21 protein-coding genes and 1 pseudogene are annotated in these 21403 nt (G+C 53.1%); 14 read left to right on the top strand and 8 right to left on the bottom strand.

Annotated features, from left to right (window positions below):
* Nucleotides 1-137: 137 nt before the first annotated feature.
* Nucleotides 138-1034 (bottom strand): hypothetical protein, encoded by an 897-nt coding sequence (locus G9C99_RS14000; RefSeq protein WP_166418137.1) that lies wholly within the window; start codon nt 1032-1034, stop codon nt 138-140.
* 1098 nt (nt 1035-2132) lie between these two features.
* Between G9C99_RS14000 and G9C99_RS13995 the strand changes: the two genes are divergently transcribed.
* Nucleotides 2133-3662: an aromatic amino acid ammonia-lyase gene (locus G9C99_RS13995; RefSeq protein WP_166418136.1), complete on the top strand. Its 1530-nt coding sequence runs from the start codon at nt 2133-2135 to the stop codon at nt 3660-3662.
* Nucleotides 3663-3856: 194 nt separating this feature from the next.
* On the top strand, nt 3857-4489 hold the full coding sequence (locus tag G9C99_RS13990) for a tyrosine-type recombinase/integrase (RefSeq protein WP_166418135.1): 633 nt from the start codon (nt 3857-3859) through the stop codon (nt 4487-4489).
* A gap of 171 nt (nt 4490-4660) precedes the next feature.
* Here the strand turns inward: G9C99_RS13990 and G9C99_RS13985 are convergent, their stop codons facing one another.
* Nucleotides 4661-5191: a DUF1415 domain-containing protein gene (locus G9C99_RS13985; RefSeq protein WP_331460007.1), complete on the bottom strand. Its 531-nt coding sequence runs from the start codon at nt 5189-5191 to the stop codon at nt 4661-4663.
* Nucleotides 5192-5304: 113 nt separating this feature from the next.
* Between G9C99_RS13985 and G9C99_RS13980 the strand changes: the two genes are divergently transcribed.
* The 3 genes from G9C99_RS13980 to G9C99_RS13970 are packed head-to-tail and all read left to right on the top strand — an operon-like array spanning nt 5305 to nt 8407.
* Nucleotides 5305-6612, top strand: coding sequence for a recombinase family protein (locus tag G9C99_RS13980; protein WP_331460006.1), 1308 nt, complete (start codon nt 5305-5307; stop codon nt 6610-6612).
* Complete coding sequence (locus G9C99_RS13975) at nt 6609-7511, top strand: ParB/RepB/Spo0J family partition protein (RefSeq protein ID WP_231704079.1); 903 nt, start codon at nt 6609-6611, stop codon at nt 7509-7511. Before G9C99_RS13980 ends, G9C99_RS13975 begins: the two co-directional genes overlap by 4 nt.
* Nucleotides 7508-8407 carry a plasmid partitioning protein RepB C-terminal domain-containing protein gene (locus G9C99_RS13970; protein ID WP_166418134.1) on the top strand — a complete coding sequence of 300 codons (900 nt, stop codon included), beginning with the start codon at nt 7508-7510 and terminating at the stop codon, nt 8405-8407. The genes G9C99_RS13975 and G9C99_RS13970 overlap by 4 nt, the downstream gene beginning before the upstream one ends.
* Nucleotides 8408-8683: 276 nt before the next feature.
* On the opposite strand, the gene G9C99_RS13965 is transcribed toward G9C99_RS13970, so the two are convergent.
* The 5 genes from G9C99_RS13965 to G9C99_RS18745 all read right to left on the bottom strand — a co-directional run bounded on the left by G9C99_RS13965 (nt 8684) and on the right by G9C99_RS18745 (nt 12861).
* Nucleotides 8684-9163, bottom strand: coding sequence for a Fic/DOC family protein (locus G9C99_RS13965; protein WP_166418133.1), 480 nt, complete (start codon nt 9161-9163; stop codon nt 8684-8686).
* 12 nt (nt 9164-9175) lie between these two features.
* Nucleotides 9176-9343: a hypothetical protein gene (locus tag G9C99_RS13960; protein WP_166418132.1), complete on the bottom strand. Its 168-nt coding sequence runs from the start codon at nt 9341-9343 to the stop codon at nt 9176-9178.
* 122 nt (nt 9344-9465) lie between these two features.
* On the bottom strand, nt 9466-9792 hold the full coding sequence (locus G9C99_RS13955) for a hypothetical protein (RefSeq protein ID WP_166418131.1): 327 nt from the start codon (nt 9790-9792) through the stop codon (nt 9466-9468).
* Entirely contained in the window at nt 9789-10760 is a 972-nt protein-coding gene (locus G9C99_RS13950; RefSeq protein WP_166418130.1) for an ATP-binding protein, read from the bottom strand. Before G9C99_RS13950 ends, G9C99_RS13955 begins: the two co-directional genes overlap by 4 nt.
* Entirely contained in the window at nt 10750-12861 is a 2112-nt protein-coding gene (locus tag G9C99_RS18745) for a Mu transposase C-terminal domain-containing protein (RefSeq protein ID WP_166418129.1), read from the bottom strand. The genes G9C99_RS13950 and G9C99_RS18745 overlap by 11 nt, the downstream gene beginning before the upstream one ends.
* A 34-nt stretch (nt 12862-12895) precedes the next feature.
* On the opposite strand from G9C99_RS18745, the pseudogene G9C99_RS13940 reads away from it, so the two are divergent.
* Nucleotides 12896-13201 (top strand): annotated as a pseudogene (locus G9C99_RS13940) (transposase); the annotation flags it as partial.
* Between the two features lie 224 nt (nt 13202-13425).
* Here G9C99_RS13940 and G9C99_RS13935 read toward each other — a convergent pair.
* On the bottom strand, nt 13426-14448 hold the full coding sequence (locus G9C99_RS13935; RefSeq protein ID WP_166418128.1) for a LacI family DNA-binding transcriptional regulator: 1023 nt from the start codon (nt 14446-14448) through the stop codon (nt 13426-13428).
* 164 nt (nt 14449-14612) lie between these two features.
* Here G9C99_RS13935 and G9C99_RS13930 point away from each other — a divergent pair, with 164 nt between their 5' ends.
* From G9C99_RS13930 to G9C99_RS13895, 8 genes are all read left to right on the top strand, one after another.
* The gene (locus G9C99_RS13930) at nt 14613-14786 is read left to right on the top strand and encodes a hypothetical protein (protein ID WP_166418127.1); all 174 of its coding nucleotides are present in this window, start codon (nt 14613-14615) and stop codon (nt 14784-14786) included.
* A gap of 33 nt (nt 14787-14819) precedes the next feature.
* A complete protein-coding gene (locus G9C99_RS13925) occupies nt 14820-15968 on the top strand; it encodes a TRAP transporter substrate-binding protein (RefSeq protein ID WP_166418126.1) in 1149 nt (382 codons plus the stop codon).
* A 90-nt stretch (nt 15969-16058) separates the two neighbouring features.
* Entirely contained in the window at nt 16059-16571 is a 513-nt protein-coding gene (locus tag G9C99_RS13920) for a TRAP transporter small permease (RefSeq protein ID WP_166418125.1), read from the top strand.
* A gap of 10 nt (nt 16572-16581) precedes the next feature.
* Entirely contained in the window at nt 16582-17910 is a 1329-nt protein-coding gene (locus G9C99_RS13915; protein WP_166418124.1) for a TRAP transporter large permease, read from the top strand.
* Between the two features lie 10 nt (nt 17911-17920).
* On the top strand, nt 17921-19228 hold the full coding sequence (hisD, locus tag G9C99_RS13910; protein WP_166418123.1) for a histidinol dehydrogenase: 1308 nt from the start codon (nt 17921-17923) through the stop codon (nt 19226-19228).
* On the top strand, nt 19221-19994 hold the full coding sequence (locus G9C99_RS13905; protein ID WP_166418122.1) for an SDR family NAD(P)-dependent oxidoreductase: 774 nt from the start codon (nt 19221-19223) through the stop codon (nt 19992-19994). Before hisD ends, G9C99_RS13905 begins: the two co-directional genes overlap by 8 nt.
* The gene (locus G9C99_RS13900; protein WP_166418121.1) at nt 19991-20974 is read left to right on the top strand and encodes an alcohol dehydrogenase catalytic domain-containing protein; all 984 of its coding nucleotides are present in this window, start codon (nt 19991-19993) and stop codon (nt 20972-20974) included. The genes G9C99_RS13905 and G9C99_RS13900 overlap by 4 nt, the downstream gene beginning before the upstream one ends.
* Nucleotides 20967-21380, top strand: coding sequence for a universal stress protein (locus G9C99_RS13895; protein ID WP_166418120.1), 414 nt, complete (start codon nt 20967-20969; stop codon nt 21378-21380). The genes G9C99_RS13900 and G9C99_RS13895 overlap by 8 nt, the downstream gene beginning before the upstream one ends.
* Nucleotides 21381-21403 lie beyond the last annotated feature (23 nt).

The following is a 21403-nucleotide window of genomic DNA, read 5'->3' as shown; positions in this document are numbered from 1 at the left end:
GTTAACTCAAAACTCTGTCGATCTAGGAAATCAATAACACCCGTGGGTACTAAGGGAAAAGTGAAATGACCCATCAAAAACGCCAAAAGAAGAGCAAACTGAAACTTGCCTACCTTTGACGTGATCACAATGCGAACCTATCTAATGCAAAGCATCCATGCGTCTTGCCCAAGGGCATCTTGAACCGCCAGACCTTGGTTCGGTGCAGGCTCCATACAATCTTGATCCTGAGCAACTGGCTGCCAATACCCTTTGTAATCCCAGCTCTGAAGGCCATCAGGATACGACACCCAAACCTCAATTTGCGCATCGTTCACTTGTTTAATCAAATAGCGTTCAGCGTTTGGATCATCTGAATCCACAGTCAATACTTCGAGATAGGAACCCTCGCTGGGTTGTTGGGTTAAGGTGCAAGCAAAAGGTCCGTTGAAGACGGTTTCACAAGTTACACGCGCTGTCGCTGCGTTGCCGTTTTGCGTTGACGCAGTGTTCGCTGGTGCAGTTGCCTGCACTGGAACTTGACCTCCGTGCTGATAACATTCCGAAACCTTCAAAGTACTAGCGGTCACACCGGAAAGGTCAAAATCGTAATCAACTCTTCCGACGCTCAAAATCGCTTGGCTTCCTCGCTGCAGTCGGTCAAGCTCGTTAAGACCAAGCCATGCGATTGTGTTCCCCGTGGTCGCGTTGCCACTCGTAGAACGTTGATCACCATCAATTTCCAAAGTTCCCGACCAGTCGCTGTATTGGCCTGCTATCGGCACAGCAAGCTGCCACTGCATACCGTCGTAACCAATGCTCATATAGCTGCCGCCAGCGTATCGACCAGCAGAGCAATAGGCGAGCCGCCCCCCGACATAGGAGGCCGTGACCTGCCAGCCCCTAACGTTAGCATAATCTTGATCAACCGCCCCCGGTGTCCCAGCAATGTCATACCCACCATACGCGTTCTGCGCGGTTGCACCAGTTGCCGTCATTGCCACGAGTGTGCAGATCGCAAAAAAGTTGTTTGTCTTTAAGTAATTCAAAGTCATATAAAAATAGCACCGGCTGAAACATTAGACGCACCACCAAGTTGGGGTGCCTCGCAAAGACCTTCATACATATTATGCGTTGTTTCAAGGAGCATTTACCCCTCCTAGACACCTGTCTAGGGCGGCAGAACATGTGGCTAGTTCTGAGCCTACTATCCATACACCGTGCAGCAATTTGACATCAATAAAGACTGCGGAACAGGACTTAACGTACTTTTACAGATCGTCTCTTGCGGCCTGATTTCAGTCTGTGGCACGCGTTTGTAAATGTGTCTAAAATGCCTCCCCAAACACTTCGCTATTCGCGATTTAGATTGGGCACACCTTTGACATTCAAGTGCCGTATGCAAGCTAGATCAAACCTCATATTGGTGTCGAACTGTTGTTCGCACTGCCCACCTTTTCAGATCATCAGCAGGTACGCGCCATAACTCATGAGTTTTCAAAAAGGAACATCGTCGCCGCGAACTAAATCCTACTATGGAAAACCCTGATCAAGCACAAAGCAACTTTGAGATAAGTTGTAACGCATTGGAGCGTGTAGGCCCGTTTGCTTCCGAAGATCACTATTGGCGTGTGAGAGAGCATGAAAACGGCGCCCAGTATTGACGGGCCAACATAAGCGCAGTGACCTCGATTAACCACTCGACGGGCTGGCCTTTCATTCTCACTACGTCATTGATCTATATCAACACCACAAGGCTGTAACGCTAACAGAAAGCACCCTACCCAAGGTTTACCAAGCTATGGTTAGATGCAGATATATGAAGGTAATTTCCACAAAAAATCTAAATGCTGTGACAATTTTGGTCCCTGGTTAGTCCGCCACGACGCATGGAGTTTGGCCGCGAGCGCGCGAATGTCAGCTTACAATTGCGAGCGAACTCAACACGATTTTCTGCCGTCAGTGAAGTTTTCACACCGGCAGGCCCCGTCTTCGATGTTGACAAATACGATGGTAGTGCGTTTCTGCTTGCAAAGTTTCGACAATCTTACTTCACCCATCACTAAGATTTTATCGGGTCGTTTCTACAATTTTGTCAGGCGATCTGAACTTAGTAACTCAACACGGCTCTTGGCCGGTGCCCGGAGAATTTGATGAAAACGACTGCAGCAATACCCGCTTTGAACCAGAAAGTTTTTCTCAACGGATGTGATTTGAATTGCGATATTCTAGCAGATATCGTCAGTCAAAATTTGCCAGTAGGCGTTCAGAAGTCTTGTTGGGAAATCGTACAACAACAGCGTGATATTGTGGACGAAATTGTCCGCAAGAAAGTTCCAGCCTACGGCGTGACTACTGGAGTTGGATCTCAAAAAGACTTTGTCGTCTCTGAAAAAGAAGTCGCTCAATATAATATGCGTTTGGTACGTGCGCATGCAACTCGTGTACCTGGCCCATTGCTTTCTGGTGAGGCTATTCGGGCTGCGCTTATCATCATGATCAATGAGTTTGCACAAGGCCACTCGGGGGTAAGTCAAGACTTGCTACAAACAATGACCGAGGCTTGCAATAAAGAGAACATGCCCGAAATCGACGCGAGCGGCTCGGTCGGTGCCTCTGATCTTGTTCCGTTGGCACAAATGGCAGTGTGGCTTTTATCCCTTGACGCGGCGAAGGCGCGAAACTTGCCTAAGGCAAAAGAAACTCTTTCGCTGATCAACCACAATGCGGTGACGTTAGCGCTTGGTGCCTTTGCTATTGTCGAGTTAAAGCAGTTGTTGGCCCTAAACGATCTGACCGCGGCTGCAACAATGGAGGGTTTTCGCGGCAACGTCAGCGCTTTATCCGAAGCGGTAAATCGTGTTCATCGCCGTCCGGGTCAACGCGCCAGTGCTGCGCGTATTCGTTCTCATTTGAAAGGATCAAAACTTTGGACACAGGGCGAAGCTCGCTTTTTGCAAGATCCGCTTAGTTTTCGAACCTTGTCCCAAGTGCATGGCGCAGTGGACGAAATTGTGGGTCAGTCCGAAGAAATTTGGAATCAAGAGCTCAACTCAGTCAATGACAACCCGATTATTGACCCCGAAATACGTGGGCCGAATTCCCATGCAAACATGGACACGACGCGCCTGACACTTGCTCTTGATACCTTGCGGCAAGCCCTTGGGAAACTTGCTGATTTGTCAGGGGAACGCATTCAAAAACTGCAATGGCCCACATTTTCAGGCCTCCCAACGGGGTTGGCTGAAGGGGATGGTCATGCCACAGGAGGTGTTCAGTTTCTCAACTTGGGTCACATTGCAGCCTCTCTTGTAACGTCAACAAAGATATGGGCTAGGCCTCATTTGCTTATTTCAGTTGGGCAACTAGCAGATGGCGTCGAGGATACCTCAGGGCATGCGCTCCACGCAGTCCATGATTTACAGCGCCAGATTGATACCGGATGGAAAATTGTCGCGATTGAATTAAGCATTGCGATCTGGGCCATTCATCGCCGTCGTATCCCTATCTTTGATCTTGGTGACGGCGTGCGTAAAGCATACGAAGCGATTTGTCCTGTGCTCCCAATTGGGAAGGAGGGCGACGAACCGTTTGATCTTGCATGTGTGATTGAGGTTGCGAAAACACTAGTCAAATCGGAAAGCAACTTGGAAGATCAGCGTAGCAAGTGTGAACCATTTTGATGATGTGTCGCCCCAAACTGATACAGTTGAGCAGATCAAAATAAAATCCAGAAAGCCGCCCTTTGTACAGCCCGCAGCATCGGTTGTTCTGGGCTCTATCCGGGCATCGGATGCAGCGCAGCATATTGTGATACATTGCCTCGTCAACGTCAGGTTGTCGCTTTGGGAGGGATTGGCGGATCGGAGGATCAGTCATGGAAACACCAAACTTACCTGCCATTCGCGCTCTTCGCCCGGCTTGGAACAAAGGACGCATCGTCGGTCAGAAACGCCCACTCAAGCCAAAGCACGTGTGGGCGATCCGCGTCCGTCTGGAGTTGGCGGAAAACCACCGCGATCTCGCGCTGTTCAACATGGCAATCGACAGTAAACTTCGCGGGTGTGATCTTATTCGGATGCAAGTCGCCGATGTTATGGCTTCAGGCCAGATCAAGGAACGGGCTTCCGTTTTGCAGAGCAAGACACGAAAGCCCGTTCGCTTCGAGATATCAGAGGGGACACGGGCGTCTGTCACAAATTGGATGGAAGATCCCCTTATGGTAGGATCTGAATATCTCTGGCCAGGCCGGTTTCACGAGCGGCTGCACATTTCTACGAGGCAATATGCACGGATCGTTCGCGATTGGGTCACCTCCATTGGCCTTGAGGCGACGGCCTTTGGGACCCATTCGATGCGTAGGACCAAAGTCACGCAGATCTACAAGAAGACGGGCAACTTGCGTGCAGTCCAGCTTTTGCTTGGGCACACCAAGATGGACAGCACTGTTCGATATCTGGGTGTCGAACTCGAAGATGCACTGTCGATCTCCGAAGCCATTGATATCTAAGAACGCGGGCCGCTGTTGCAGGCGGCCCATTGCGGACCTTTGGCCGGTCTATCCATGCTGAAACGCAGCATCCCAAAAGCAGATCTTGGTCAAACTATCTCTTAGTTTAAGATGCCTTTGGGGCAAAAAAACTGACACCGTGCGTGGCTACACGGCGATGCAAAACAGGTATTATGTACCCCAGGGGCAAAGTTCCTCGACCTGTCGACGACCAAGTTTATTCAATGTTTTTATGTTATCTATATAAATCTTCTCGGGATCCAAAACCTGAGCGAGGACTTTCGTCATCTGATCTTGACGCAGAAGGTGTATGGTTGGATAGGGCGCGCGATTGGTAAAGTGGCTAAGATCGTCTGCCGCCACCCCCTCAAATTGATATTGAGGATGAAAGGATGCCAATTGCACATGCTCTGTCAGGTCTGCTTGCTCCAAGAGCTGCTGAAACCAATCGAGTAAGTCGAGGTAATCATCGAACTTTTCTAGACCTTGGGGAAACATGAGCAAGCTCGTGGCAATGTCATTTTCGTTGGCCCCAAGCAGACGCTGCAATTCACTCACATAGAACTGCTTTAGCTGTGCATCGGTGGAGGCATCACATACGGCATAATACACTTGGTCACGCGCTATGACGCTAGGGGAAAATGGACATAGATTTAATCCGACTACCATTTGTTTAAGCCACCGGCGGGTGTTTTTAACCACGTCTTGATGAGCGATTGATAGCGTTTTAAGGTCAAACTTATTGATAGGATAGATCCCTTTTTGTTTGCGAAAATCAAAACCATCGACTTGGCGCAGTCACAGTCGTCTATATAGTGTCATACCATCCCTTACCATCGGCAACGGCCCATACCGGCCACTCGACCAATGCAAAATCCGAAGAGCCGTCTTACCGTTTTGAACTGGCCACCTACCATTCTTGGTTGGCTTTAGGCTCCGGGAATGATGGCAGTCCAGTTTCTACCATCGTTAAAGGCGTCAAACGCGCAATGGCCGGTGAGTACAGCCGTGAGCTGTCGCAAAAGGTCTTTGCTGGTCAGTCACGGCTGATTGAAATGGGCTACAGACAAGGTGGCCCGCCTGGGTACGGCCTGCGGCGGATGCTGATCGATGGAGCTGGCAACCAGAAAGGTATTCTAACGCGAGGCGAACATAAGAGTATTCAGACTGACCGTGTGACGCTCGTACCGGGCCCGGATGACGAGATCGCAGTTGTGAACCAGATCTTCCGTAACTTTGTCGATGACAATCAATCCGAGGTTATGATCGCCGCCGATCTTAACGCCGAGGGTATCAAAACAGATTTGGACCGGGACTGGACACCGTCCGTCGTGCGACAGCTGCTCTCAAACGAAAAGTACATCGGCAACAACATCTGGAACCGCCATTCCTTCAAATTGAAAAAGCGCCATGTGCGCAATAATCCAGATAACTGGGTCAGATCCGAAGGTGCGTTTGAAGCGATTGTCGATGCTGGGTTATTTACCGCCGCCAAAGCCATCTTTGCTGCCAAAGCACACCGATATTCTGACAAAGAAATGCTAGATGGACTGCGGGAGGCGCTGGAAACGCATGGCTTTCTATCTGGTATCGTCATCAACGAAGCCAGCACGTTGCCGTCCAGTGGGGCATATCAAAGCAGGTTTGGTAGCTTACTCAGAGCGTACAAGTTGGTCGGTTTTACCCCTGACAGGGATTACCGACACATTGAAATCAACAAACGTCTGCGTAAAATCCATGCCGGGACCATCCATGATACGGTAGGTGGAATCGAACAGGTTGGCGGGTTGGTCCAGCAGGATACCAAGACGGGCCTTCTGACCATCAATCAAGAATTTTCTGCCTCTGTTGTTATCGCCAGATGTACACAGACCGATGCCGGCGCGTATCGATGGAACATTAGGTTAGATACCGGTCTTTTGCCAGACATCACGGTTGTCGCGCGCATGGATCAAGCGAATGAGACGCCGCTCGATTTCTACCTGCTGCCAACTGCGGATATGACGTTTTCCAAACTCCGCCTTTCAGAAACCAACGGTTTGTCGCTGGACGCTTACCGATTTGATGACCTCGCCCATTTCTTTGCGATGTGTGAGCGCACCTCAATCTTGGAGGTCGCATGATGCCTGACGCGTCACCAGAACATACTGAACTCATTGCTGTAGATGCGATCACTGTGGTCAATCCGCGTATCCGAAATCAAAAGGCCTTTGATGGAATCGTCGCAAACATTGCTGAGCTTGGCCTAAAGCGCCCAATCACTGTTGCCGCCCGCAAGGATGATGAGAGCGATGGCCTGACATACGAATTGGTCTGTGGCCAAGGTCGATTGGAGGCCTTCAAGGTCTTAAAACAAGACAAAATACCGGCAGTTGTCATCACCGCCAGCTCAGAGGATTGTCTTGTGATGAGCTTGGTCGAAAACCTCGCGCGCAGGCAGCACCACTCGCTTGATCTACTGAGGGATATCAAACGCCTCAAAGACAGTGGATACTCTGAACGAGAAATCGGCGCGAAGACCCAGCTATCAAGCAAATACGTGCACGGTGTCATTCGATTGTTGGAAAGCCATGAACACCGGCTCCTGCGCGCTGTTGAAAGCGGGAGAATTCCGGTCAGCGTCGCCGTTGATATCGCCGAGGCCGATGATGTTGGCGTACAGACGGTGCTGCGTCAGGCCTATGAAAGCAAGGTTTTGCGCGGTGGTCGTCTGATGGCGGCGAAGCGCTTGGTTGAAACGCGCAAACAATTCGGCAAAGGCCGTGGGGCCTCGGACAAGCGGTCACGGACAAATCTTTCCGTCGAAACGTTGCTACGGACCTATCAAAACGATGTGGAAAAGAAGAAAATCCTGCTGCGTAAGGCTGGGGCGACACGAAGCGAAATCATGTTTCTGACCCAATCCTTGAAGACGCTGCTTTCAGACGAAAACTTTGTGACGCTTTTGCGCGCCGAAGGCCTGTCCAATATTCCCAAGACAATCGCAGATCGATTGACCCGCATTAACGGGGCAATGACATGACAACTAGAGACGAAGAACAGATCGTTGCCGCCGCATTCGAGTGCGCCTTACGACGCATCACCTTCGATAATATTGCGCCACTTTATGTTGTGACCCCGCAAACGAAGGAAACGGTCAAGTTCAAACGGATTGTCGCATCCATTACAGAGATCGGCCTTGTCGAACCGATCGTCGTGACCCGTGATCGACAAGATCCGACTCAATACACGCTGCTTGATGGGCATCTGCGCTTGGAAGTATTGAAGGATCAAGGTGCCACCGACACGCCCTGCATCATTTCCACCGACGATGAAGCCTTCACCTATAATAAGCGGATCAGCAGGCTTGCCACAATCCAAGAACATAAGATGATTTTGCGCGCACTGACCCTCGGTGCGTCGGAAGAACGCTTAGCAAAAGCACTGAATGTGAACATCAAGACGCTGCAAGAAAAGCGACGTTTGCTTGATGGCATCTGTCCTGAAGCTGCTGATCTGTTGAAAGATAAGCAGGTTGCCTTGACCGGATTTCGTATTCTCAAGAAAATGAAACCAATGCGCCAGATCGAAGCGGCACAGCTGATGGTGACGATGAACAAATACACCGTCAACTACGCTCAATCTCTCTTGGCGGGGACACCCGAAAGCCAGTTGGTCTCTGGCGCGACACCGAAGAAGGTCAAAGGCATCTCACGCGAACAGCTTGATCTGATGGAACGCGAGTCCGCCAACCTAGAACGTGAAGTGCGTTTGGTCGAAGACAGTTATGGCGCTGATCATCTCGATCTAGTTTTGGCGCGCGGCTACGTCACGCGGTTGGTGAGCAATGAGCGGATCACCAAATACCTCGCCCTGCATAATGAGGAATTTCTGCCTGAGTTTGAGAAGATCACCGAACGGGAGGCATTTGCGTCCTAGACGTATCAACCGAAAAGTCTGTTTGGGGACCCGGACCCATAAAGCGCGGGGACCGCAGGAGACGCCGCACGGTGGGGCGGATCAAGTGCGGCGATCCCGTTTAGGCCCATCATGTCAGACCATATGTTTGACAAAATATTAAGCGGTTCGGTCTGCACGCACCTTTTAGGCGAAGGGTGTGTGCAGACAACCCTCAGGTGAAATCACGCGCCGCAACGAAGCGTGAGCGTCTGCTAAGGGGTGTTATGTAAAGCACCTTTAAGTTGAAACGCCCACCTAAATGCAAATCGTTTGACGGTCCACGCCGAGCCCTTCAAGTTGCTCTACAGCTTGCAGCCTGGCTTCGACTTCCTCAGGCTTAAGGCTTTCCGAGACGATCGCTGCCAGCTTCACCGTATCTCCACCATGCGACTCGATGCTGGCTGCGTTATTGCGCGCAGCTGTAATACCCTCAAAATCTAAGTCATGTCCGGTGCGTTTTGCCAGTTGTTCCATAAATGCACGTTGGGTACGCCCATTTCCCTCACGAAACGGATGCGCATAATTGAGATCAGACAAGATCTCGGTGGCCATGTTCGCAAACGTTTCGCAGTTCTGGGATTGCGCTTCTGGTGAATTTGCCAATCGTTCGATGTGAGCAAGCCCATTATCCAAATGAGACGCAGGCAGAAAGGTGCTACCGCCCTTGGATAAAATGTTTGCGTGTTCAAGAATATTATAAGTCTCACCGTCAAGAACGATGGTATCGGAACGCATGGTCCCCGCCCACTAAAAGACATCTTGGAATAGATGTTTGTGAATGGCGCGCAAATGTTGCCCGTCGAAGTGGCCCGTAATTTTTTCAACCGTTTCGGCCCGGCTTGACGTAAGTTCTCGCTCAACAATACGCAGTAAAGCTGGGTCGGACTTTATGCCGAGACAGTTTTTCATACTCATTCGATCTTCTTGCAGGAATGGATCAGGCACTGTTCTTCACACAATCTAGCACCATTTTCATCCGTCGTTTTTCCAGCTCTTCGCAGTCAATCTCGCCAATAATCCAGAGCTCCGACAGGGCATTATATTCGGGAGTCTGTCGCCCCAACCCGCAACCTCGTTCGAACCAAAGACATTTTGGTTGCTTGTTGCCCGGAGATTTCAAAGCGATTTTTATCAATCGTGCGCACGGCCCAACGTTTCATATCGTCGGCATTCGCACCACCGATTGCAGCCACTTTATCGAACAAGACGTCATCGCCTCGTACGAAGTCTTGCCACCGAAACCCGTGATCCAAGCAAAAATCATTTGGTGAATTCAAACCGCAGTACCGTGTTAGACGCGAGACGTAAGATGTCGCCGTTTCATACTCGAGGATTGGGAAGGATAAAGAATGATTGATACTCATCGCCTTACCTGCCCGTCGCCGAATTGCATGATCCCCATGACAGCACGTGTATCGATGGCTAAGTAGTCAGAGACTACAAAGGGATTGAGCCCACGCACGCAGCCAGACTTGCTTTGAAAAGCATCGATAAAGTGCTCAAGACGCAGTGTGTCCGTCTCCTCCAAAATCGCGTTTTCAATCCCGTTCAAGATCATTGAAACTGTCAAGCCAAACTCATTGGCACCAGCATGGAGCAGGCGCGGCAAGAAATCTTCGAGATCCAGTTCAATGCACAAAGACAATCCTGCCTTGTCGGCATAGGCTTTGAAATAAGCCCGCACCTCTTTCCCATGAGAGGCCCAAGTCACCGCATCGATGCTGACCATGTCGATCCGGCGCTTGAGCTGATCGTCGGAGTTAATCATTTCAATCATCTTGGGAGTGCCCGACAAGATCAGGCCAACAGGCCAAGCCTTGCTGTTCATGAGGGACTTCAGTGTGTTCACGACATCGTTGCGTACATTTGTGTTTCGGCTGGAGAACAAGTCCTGCGCCTCATCAAGATGCACAAACAAGGTTTCTCGATTGTGCAGTAGCGTGCGCACCTGATCCCAAATCGCACCCGCCGGACTTCGACGCATGGAATCGTATCCCAATGCACCCAGAATGGTGGAACCGACATCTTTAAGCGTGGCTGGCGATGGAACCAGAAGACTGATAATCTCAGCCTTCTGACTTTCTGATTGCGGTTGCAGAATGTCCGGGTGCTGCGTCAACAGACGTGCCGTAAGCGTTGACTTGCCACTCCCAGACGCACCTACGATGGCAATCCCTCGGGCCTCCTCAAAGAGGCCCAAAGACAGAGCGGCACGCCGCCTTTGCAGATGTCGATCAAACTGATCACACAATTGTTCGTATGCGGCATGCCTGATGAACTGCCCCCGCAACTTCGCGAGCTGGATATGAGTATCAGAAACCTTATTCATCATCGAACCTCCATGTCAGAGGCGCATGATCATCTTCGGCTTCAGGCTCTTCAGTTTCCACAGCATCCGGAATTGCAGTGGCCCCTCCGCCATCCTTGTCTAGGAGAGGTACGAGGCTGCCGAACAGGTCTTCATCTGGTGGCAAGTCAAAGCCTTCAGGGTCGTCTGGGTCAATCGACAGCCCCAGAAAGAGATCCTCTTCGCCACGTCGCAAGCCCGCTGGTGTTACGGTGCGCAAAGCGACGCCCATTCTCCTCTCTGCCTCTGCATTCACAGTCGCAATTTTTTGAAGCGCCTCCGCAACGACGCTTTCATGAAGAGCCGCCTCCTCGCGAAATTTAAGGCGCAGCTGACGAGCCGCGGCCTCCCACTTATCGTAAGACACGCCGTCGAAACACTTCTGTAACGCTGTTGCGGGGAACCATTCATCTCCAATCCGAACCATAATCCAACCAATGTCATTCAGATCGATCCGCAGATCGACATATGTTTCATGGCTGTGAAGGTGGAAGTGACGCAATGCTGCACAGGTGTAATCGATGCCAAAGACGCGGACACCACGGCCCGAAACTTTACGGTTCTGCGGTTTCCCAAAAGCACGACGCCTGATCCGTTCTGGGACATCTGGCACAACGCCCTTTTCCTTCCCTAGACGTTTCCAGCAATTGTTGGGCGTCTCGCCTTTTAACCCTGCATGAGGCCGGTTGTGATACACATCCACGACGTACAAGATCAGCATCTGCATCAATTGATCATCCGTGATCGCAGCCATCTCTACTGACGGATAATCACCTCTCTCCTTCGGGTTGGAAAATGTCTGGCCCGCAAGGCCAGGCATCAAATCCGTCCCAAAGGTTCCGAATATCCGTTCCACGCGCGCCCGCAGTTGCGGCAGACCACCAGTTGGCGTTTCCGGAGAACCACCCGCATCAAAGATGGCGGCACGAAACCTATCATCGACGAATGCTGCACCGAGGTCGGTTGCTACAGTTTTAAGCCCACCATATTGCCCCCATTCCGATCGGCATCCAGCAGCCGCTGCCAAACTTGACTTGCCCCGTGTCACATCAGCAAGCAATGCAATCGCATCATCAGCGTTTGGGGTTTCACAGAGCCGCATGCCGAGAACACAACCGGTCGCGGCATCGATGGCGAGGTAAAGCCAACGCCTTCCGCGCGGCAAAGCTGCCAATTGTTCCGGCGAAAGGTTATCGAGAGCCCCACGTTCGGCGAGGATCGTGATCAAGTCAACTTTCCACTCATCGATCTCGATGCGTTCCATCGGATAACTCGCATCCAAGCCTGTTTCATAGAGTATGAATTTGCGGTTTGCTGCATCTACACCGTGGCGTTGCGCATAAGTGGAATATGGATCGAGCTTTGCGATCTCACGTTCAACCTTACGCTTTGAAGGCACCTTGAGCAGGGGCAGTCCAAGTTCGACGCGCTGCACATTTTCCGCTTCAAATTTGACTTTGGTGTTATCTGCAACACGCCGCTTGGACAGCCGACTACGCGTCAGATAATCACCGATACAACGGCCTAAGAACCGCAGCTCCTCAAGCGTGAAACGATCCTTCCAGTTTCCTGATCGAAATGTTCTCGGCGCGAGTGCAAGCCGCGAACACCCCGCTTTTTCATAGAGGCGCACCCATTCCAGAAGGGTACGGGCACAAGGAAGTTCACGGTACTCCTTTTTCTGACCTGCGCGTTTTTTGACCCAACCGCTCTGCTCCGCATAAGCTTGCTTGTTCACATGCTTTTCGATTTCAGGCAGCAAGAGCCGCGTCGAAAATTCCGATTTTTTGACCGCACCCGAGCGCCAATATGCTAGGAAAGCGACCACGTATGCGTAGCGCCAGATTACCTCGGTATCCGTCTCACCTGAAAGCGTGTGGATAGAATCTACAATGCCGGTACTACGTAGCTTTTCCCGCTCAACAGTAAAGTAACCTGGCTCCAGCAGCACGCCCGGCTGCTTCAAGAGCTCGCGGAATTTCTCAAATGGGTAGAAGGTTGGTGTACTTGCTTGGTCCGTACGATCAAACGTGTATAGGCGTGCGTTCACCAAACCAAGATCTGGCCCCAATAAAGATGCCACCATCCGCTACCGCGCCCGAAAATCTGATTGTGAGGTATGCCCACTTAAACAACGCTGCACACCGAAAGAACCATAGCGTAAAGTCACGCGTTCAATCTACGAACCCTCCCGTGATGTCGCTCGAGCCCTATCGCAAACGCAGCAGTATGCCATCTCGAGAAAGTTACGCAAAAAGGTCGGAATGTCGTTCGCACATCTGAAGCGCATTCACGGCCTAGGCCGGCTCCGATTGCGTGGCCCCTGTGGCGCTCATGATGAATTTATCCTCGCCGCAACCGCCCAAAACCTCAAAAAGTTAGCTAAAATGGCCCCAAGCCCAAGTCAAGCCAGAGCAGTCCTATAAAACTGTGGCGGAAGCCATTCAGTCTGCGAAGCACTCCCGCGAAAACCCAGAGTTTTTCAACAGAATATGCCCTTAGTGACCGATGCTGCGAAGTGCATTAATGACTGAAAAAGGCAAGGAGCGGACGTTAGTTGCGGATTTCAAAGGTGCCCCAATACGATCCGTTGATCTGCCAAGCCGCTGTGGCGGATATTGCCCAGAAATGCGCACCCGGGAAAGGTAACTCAGTTCTTCACTGGTGCTAGAGTATCCCGAAAAACAAGGCTTGCGTCGAGCTCGATAGCCTCGATTGATGTTCCATTGGTCACTAATTCGGCGAGGGCTTTGCCGGCGCGTCGCCCCATTTCGCGATGCGGAACATGGACAGTTGTCAGCGCGGGATAGGCAATTTCAGCTAGATCAATGTCGTCGAACCCGATGATGGACACATCTTCGGGTACCCTGACGCCCATTTCGCGGGCACGGCGCAGGGCTCCCACTCCCAACACATCGTTGCCGCAGAAAATGGCTGTCGTTTGGGGCGCGGCTTTTAGCACCTGTTCGAAGGCGATTGAGCCCTGTTCTATGCCATAGACGGTTTCAACCATGTACAGATCGCCCGAGACCAGGTTGGAGGCGACCATAGCGTCCTCTATCCCCAATTGGCGCGCTTTAGCGCGGTCGTTCAGGGTGGTTCTCGCTGAGATAAACGCGAGATTTCTGTGGCCCAATTCGATGACTCTTAGCGCCATTTCGCGCATAGCTTTGCGGTTGTCAAAGCCGATCGAAGGACGTGGCAGGCGGGTGTCGAAGGCCCACGTGACAAGTGCGGGCACGTTTTGAGTTTCCAGAAAGCGGTAGATGTCGGGGCTGCGCTCATGCCCAATGAGCAGTAAGGCATCGGCCCCGCGCCCAACGAGCGCGCGAATTTGTTCTTCTTCGATATCGGCACGGTAGGATGTACTGGCCACCAGCATCGTGAAGCCATGTTCATGGAGCTCATCTTGAAAGGCTTGAAGACCACGTGCAAAAATCGCGTTTTCCATTGTCGGGATGATCGCGCCGATTGTATTTGTGCGCCGCGAGGCCATAGCACGCGCGCCGAAATGTGGCGAATAGCTCAGCGCTTTGACGGCTTTTAGGACTTTGTTGCGGGTGCTTTCTGTGACCTGATCCGGGAAGTTCAGACAGCGCGAGACCGTCGCCGTGGAGACCTCTGCCGCTGTTGCGACATCTTGTAGAGTTGGAGTCGGTTGGTCTTTTGCCATCGTGATCCTTTATCAAATCCCTGATTTCAGGGCTTATTATCTTCAACGCGAGTTTGGCCAAAAAACGCAATGCCTGCAACACAGAAATGTAAGGGCTTGCATTTTGCATTTGTAAGCGCTTACATGGACGGAGAATCGGATTTGCGACTGGGAGGAGACGCAATATGCCGCTGATTGGGGCGATACTCTTGTTTGTGGTTTTTGGTGTGAATGTAGGGCTCGGCTCTGCATCCAATTCCGCATTTCTGAACGACGTAGGTGAGATGCTAGTTTTGTCCGGTGCCGCGGTGTTGTTCGTAATTGCCATTCTCAAAAAAGAAGCTGTCGCCAAGAAATAGCGCAACGCACAACCGTCCAGGGAGGACACTAAATTGGATAAAGACATCAAAGAATTGAAATCGGCCGAGCGTCGTAATTTCTTGAAACTGGCAGGGTCCGGCGCATTTACCGCCGCAATCGTTGCTGGTGCTGCTGGAACGCTTTGGTCAACCGAGGCCGCTGCGCAGACCGCGCAAGAAGAGAACGAGCGCGAAAACGCGGCTGAGCATATCATGACAATCGCAACGGCCTATGTGCTGGGTGCGACCCGCAGCTATCCGATCATGCAGCTTGACCTGAAAGAGAATATCCAGAACGCCACAAACGGCAAGGTTTATGTCAGGCTTGCCCCTGGTGGTCAACTTGGTGCGGGTGGCGCATTGGCGCAATCTGTGCAGACCGGCACCATTCAGGCCGCGCAGCACTCGCTGTCCAACTTTGCCCCCTTCGCGAGCGTCGTTGACCTGATCAACATGCCGTATCTGTGCGGATCTAACCAACGTTTCACGAATCTCGTACATTCCGATGTTTGGGCGCAAGAAGTGAACCCAAAGGTCGAAGCAGCTGGTTTCAAAGCGCTGTTTTACGTGAACATTGACCCACGGGTTGTTGCCGTTCGCAAAGGCGGCGCAGGCGCTGTGATGACTCCAGGCGATTTGGATGGCGTTAAGTTCCGCGTTCCCGGGTCTGCGATGTTGCAACAATACTACCGCATGGTTGGCGCGAACCCGACACCGGTTGCATGGGGCGAAACACCGTCCGCGATTGCACAGGGTGTTGCTGACGCGCTTGACCCATCCGTTGGTGCGCTGCTTGTGTTTGGCTTCAAGGACTTACTGTCCCACGTAACGTTCACGCAGGCCGTGCCGGATTCACAGGTTTATTCCTGCAACCTCGAATGGTTCAATTCTATGCCTGCCGACATTCAAGACGGCATCATGGAAGCGGCTGAAATAACCCGCCACCAGAACCTTGCCAAAGTTCCATCGGCGCGTAACTACGCAATGGCTGAACTGCGCAAAGCTGGCGTTGAATTCCACTCGCTCTCGGATGATCAGCTGGGCGAATGGCAGGCGGCCGGTGGGTACCAGTTGGCCGAATGGGACAGCTTCAAGACCGAGCTGGCCGGTTCCATGGACACCTTCGCGAAAATCGAAGAGGCCGCTAGCACACAGGGCCGCCACTACGTCCACGACGCCTAAAAAAAAACCGGCGCGCACCCTATGTGGTGCGCGCCAGTCTAACGCGTTTGATGCGGCCTTTTGACGGCCGCTCCGTGAGAGAGGACCGCCATGAGTTTACTGCAAAGACTAGACCAAGATGCCGAACGCTGGATGCTTTTAGTGTTCTACGTAATGCTTGTGTTGACCATGGCCATCGAGGTCTTACGCCGAGAGATTTTCGCATACTCGTCCATTTGGGGCGAAGAGATCGTGCGCTATTCGTTCATCTACCTTGCATGGATCGGTGCCGCTGCGGCCGTCAAGGAACGCGCACACATCCGCATTGATGTGTTGATGCACTACGTCAGCCCCCGCGTTAAGGCTCTGCTTTATATCTTTGGTGATCTGGTGATGTTCGGCGTCGCCCTGATCGCTCTCTATTGGTCATGGGAGACAGTCCATGTGTCGTGGAAGTTCGGCTCGGTGAGCCACGGCCTGCGCATTTCCATGGTTTGGTTCTTCATGGCCGTGCCGTTGGGCTTTGCCATAATGATCGTTCGTCTCATCCAGTCATTGCTGCGTGACTTCCGCTCCCTTCGTGACGGCACGCCCGTTTACGAAGGCGACAAGCTGTTTGATTGAGGATTAGCACATGTTGTTTGGACCTATAGAAACGATCGTTATTCTTGGCTGGGATTTTTATTTACCTGTCATCGCTTTTGTTCTGATGTGTGCCTTGGCGGTGCCTGTTTGGGCGGCCATCGGAGTTGCGGCGACGATGATGTTGGTGATGGCAGGCGATTTGCCACTGGCTTTGCTGGGCGAAAGCCTGTTTCACGGCATTGATGCTTTCGCTTTGACGGCGGTGCCGCTGTTCATTTTGACAGGTGACGTCTTGGTACGCACCGGACTGTCACGCAAGTTCTTGGACGTGGCCGAGGCGCTAACACAGTTCGCCAAGGGCGGATTCGGGTCGGCCACGGTTCTGGTCTGCGGTATGTTCGCCGCGATTTCAGGGTCAGACGCGGCGGGGGCGGCTGCGGTGGGTCGGATGACCATCGATCGTCTCGTCGAGAGCGGCTATCCGCGTCCCTATGCCTGCGCCCTGGTCGCGGCGGGTGCCTGTACTGGTATCCTGATTCCACCGTCGATTGCTTATATCATCGTGGGCCTGATCCTCGGGATTTCTGCCTCGACGCTATTCCTTGCAGCAATCATTCCGGGTGTGTCGATCCTTTTGGCAATCCTGATCACCAATATCATCGTCAACCGCATCTATAACTATGAGGGCGGCGGCAATCTGTCTGCGGGTGAATACTTCTCCCGACTTGGCTCGGCGCTGGCGTCTGGTTGGTATGCGTTCATCGTTCCCGGGATTATCTTTTACGGTATCTTCTCTGGCCGTTTGACCCCGACCGAAGCGGGTGCGACGGCTGTCGTCGTCACCATCATCATCGGCTTCATCATTGGCACGCTGAAACTGGCGGAGTTCCCAGCGATGCTGGTGAGTTCGGCCAAGGTCAACGGGATCATCCTGCCGATCATCGCCTTCTCACTGCCATTGGCACAGGCGCTGGCAATCATGGGCGTGCCGCAAGGGTTCGTGACAGCGGCGACCAATATGACGGACAACCCGCAGATCCTGATCCTGATGATGATTGGCATCCTGATCGCCGCGGGTTGTGTGATGGAGACAACGCCCAACATCGTAATCCTTGCGCCGATCCTGAAGCCACTGGCCGACAATATCGGCATGAACGAAATTCAGTTCTGCATCATGATGATAACGGCCCTAGGCGTCGGCTTCATCACCCCACCTTTAGGACTGAACCTATTCGTCGTGTCTGGCATAACAGGTGAATCCATCCTCAAGATCGCATGGCGGGCCATCCCGTTCGTGCTGTGTATGCTCGTCGTCGTTCTGCTGATCGCGTTCGTTCCAGCAATCTCCACAACATTCCTTCCGGAAATCTATAAATAAGGCTGAATAAATGGCTCGTTCCTATCTTAAGAAAGCAACGCTGACCGCGCAATCCGGCGCATCCGACGTTCACGGCATCGTGCAAGGGATCCTGAGCGATATCGAGGCTGGTGGAGATGACAAAGCACGCGAATATGCCGTGAAGTTCGACAAATACGAGGGCAATATCATCCTCACGGACGAGGAGATCGAAGCTGCGTGTGATCGTGTTCCGCAAAAGCTGAAAGAAGACATTCAGTTTGCTCATGACAACGTGAAACATTTTGCAGAAGCCCAAAAGGGCACCGTCAGTGACATCGAAGTTGAAATCCAGCCCGGCCTGATTGCAGGGCAAAAGGCAATTCCGGTTGATGCGGCAGGTTGCTACGTTCCCGGTGGGCGTTACAGCCACATCGCCAGCGCGATCATGACGGTCACAACGGCGAAAGTCGCGGGATGTAGCCACATAACGGCGACGTCACCGCCACGGCCTGGCCTTGGTGTTGCACCGGCGATTGTTTATGCAGCCCACATCTGTGGCGCCGACAAGATCATGGCACTGGGCGGCGTGCAGGGCGTTGCGGCGATGACGTTCGGGTTGTTCGGGTTGCCAAAGGCAAACATCCTCGTCGGGCCCGGTAACCAGTTCGTGGCAGAGGCGAAACGCATTCTGTTTGGCCGTGTTGGCATCGACATGATTGCAGGACCGACGGATAGCCTTGTGCTGGCCGACAAAACCGCCGACGCCCATATTGTGGCGACGGATTTGGTCTCTCAGGCGGAGCATGGCTATAACTCTCCCGTTTGGCTGGTGACCGATGACAAGGCATTGGCCGAAGACGTAATGGCCCGTATTCCCGCCTTGATCGAAGATCTGCCCGAATTGAACCGCGAAAACGCATTTGCCGCGTGGCGCGACTATGCCGAAGTGATTGTTTGCGCAAACCGCGAAGAGATGGCGGCCTGTTCTGATGAATACGCACCCGAGCATTTGACCGTTCAGGCTGAAGGTTTGGATTGGTGGTTGAACCGCTTGTCCTGTTACGGATCGCTGTTCTTGGGCGAGGAAACGACTGTGTCTTATGGCGACAAAGCATCTGGCACGAACCACGTTCTGCCGACATCTGGCGCGGCTGGCTACACAGGCGGTTTGTCCGTTCACAAATACATGAAAATCGTCACATGGCAGCGTTCAACCCGCGAAGGATCCAAGGCGGTGGCCGAGGCCACAGCGCGGATTTCCCGTCTTGAAGGCATGGAAGGCCACGCCCGCGCGGCAGATGTGCGTCTTGCCAAGTATTTCCCAGACGAGACATTCGATCTGACAGCCGATGGTTAATCATCCCAAAACTCCAGCTGATTTGTTCGATCTTTCAGGGCGTGTGGCATGTGTCACAGGGGCCAGTGCTGGGCTCGGTCAACGTGCTGCAACCGTGCTTGCGGCTGCGGGCGCGCGCGTTGTTGGCGTCGCGCGGCGGGCAGATCAGTTGAGTGAATGGGCAGAACGAACAGGGCAAAGTGCGGCAGTAGTGGCGGCAGATCTGTCGCAGCGGCATGCCATTCCTGAAATCACCCAGCAGATTGCTGCCCCTTTCGGAGCGCCTGATATCATCGTCCACGCGGCGGGGATCAATACCCGCGAAGCTGCGGATGATGTGACGCCCGAAGGCTGGGACTTAACGCTGAAACTGAACCTCACCGCGCCGTTCTTTTTGACCCAAGCCTTCGCGCCCGCGATGAAAGCAAAGGGCTGGGGGCGGGTCGTAAACTTTGCCTCGCTCCAAACCACGCGCGCCTTTCCTGGCGGGGTGGCTTATGGCGCGTCCAAAGCCGGTGTGGCCCAACTGACCCGTGCAATGGCCGAATGCTGGTCTAAGGACGGGATCACAGCCAATGCCATTGGTCCGGGGTTCTTCCCGACGGAACTCACTGGACCTGTATTCGCCGACCCAGCCCGCGCCGCCAGAAACGCCGCGCAAACCTGTGTGGGGCGCAACGGCGCGCTGGAAGACATCGACGGGCCTTTGTTGTTCTTTTGTTCGGATGCATCAGCTTTCGTCACAGGGCAGGTCTTGATGGTCGATGGAGGATATACCGCGAAATGAAAGCTCTCGTTTATGATGCAGTCGAAACCCTCGTCTATCGTGACATGCCAGACCCCGTGGCAGGGAGCGGCGAACACCTGATCCGGATTGAGGCATCCGGCATCTGCGGCTCTGACATGCATGCGTTCTTGGGGCATGACGCGCGGCGTCCTTCGCCGCTGATCCTTGGCCATGAGGCCGCAGGCACGATTGTGGGTGGTGATCACGACGGCAAACGCGTGACGATCAATCCGTTGGTCACCTGTCTGAACTGCGCTGCCTGCAAAGCCGGGCGCGAAAACCTCTGCCCCAATCGCCAGATCATCTCGATGCAGCCGCGCGAAGGGGCCTTTGCGCAATTCGTCACGATGCCAATGCGCAATCTTGTCGACGTTCCGGCGGATGTTTCGTTTCAAAAAGCCGCCTTGGCAGAGCCTTTGGCCGTGAGTTGGCACGCCGCGCGCCTCGTGATCGAGGCGTTGCATGCAAGCATGGACCGTCGTGCCATTGTCATTGGAGGCGGGGCCATTGGCCTTGCTGTGGCGTTAGCCCTGAAGGCGATGAAGGTCGATGAAGTCACGATTGTTGAGCCCAATGACATCCGCCGCGCGTTCCTGATCGAGCGCTGTGGACAGGTGGCTGTTGATACGGCGACTTCGTCTGCTCCGATTGTCGTCGATGCCGTCGGTTACGGTGCGACGCGTGCCAGTGCCTCTGCGATTGTTGAGGCGGGCGGCGTGATTGCACATGTCGGCTTGGGCGACGATGGCCCTGGCTTGGATGTGCGCCGCACGACGTTGCAGGAAATCACATTTATCGGCACCTATACCTACACCGCCCAGGATTTCCGCGACACAGCGGCAGCCATTTTCGACGGTCGCCTCGGTGCGCTCGATTGGACCGAAACACGCGGCCTTGCCGACGGGCATCAAGCTTTCCTCGACATCCGTGCGGGCCTTGTCGCCGCCCCCAAAATCATTCTGGAGCCAGAGCATGTATAACAAAATCATCGTAACGATGGCGCTGGATCACGGCATTGGTGCCGCATCCATGGAAGTGGCGCGAACCCTATTGAACGAGGGCGGTGAGATCATTGCTCTGCACGTCTACGAGGCGCCATCAGGATCGGTCGGGGCGTACCTTGACGAAGACGTTGTGAAGGCCGCGTTTGAAAAATCCAAGGCCGAGATGGACGCGCGTGTGAAAGATCTGCGCAATGTCAGGGCAGTTGTTGTCAAAGGCCATTCCGGCCGGACAATCATAGACGTTGCCGCCGAGAAATCTGCAGATTGCATCGTTATCGGATCCCATAAACCGGGGTTGCTCGACTACCTTCTGGGCTCGACGGCTGCCCGTGTGGTTCGTCACGCGCCCTGTGCTGTACATGTTTTGCGCAGCGCGTCTTGAATTTTCCAACCTCTCTTTTTTCA

This window comes from Cochlodiniinecator piscidefendens (genome assembly GCF_011326755.1).
GTDB lineage: Bacteria > Pseudomonadota > Alphaproteobacteria > Rhodobacterales > Rhodobacteraceae > Cochlodiniinecator > Cochlodiniinecator piscidefendens.
Note: the sequence above shows the minus strand (reverse complement) of the source record. Positions and strands in the feature narration are given on the sequence as shown.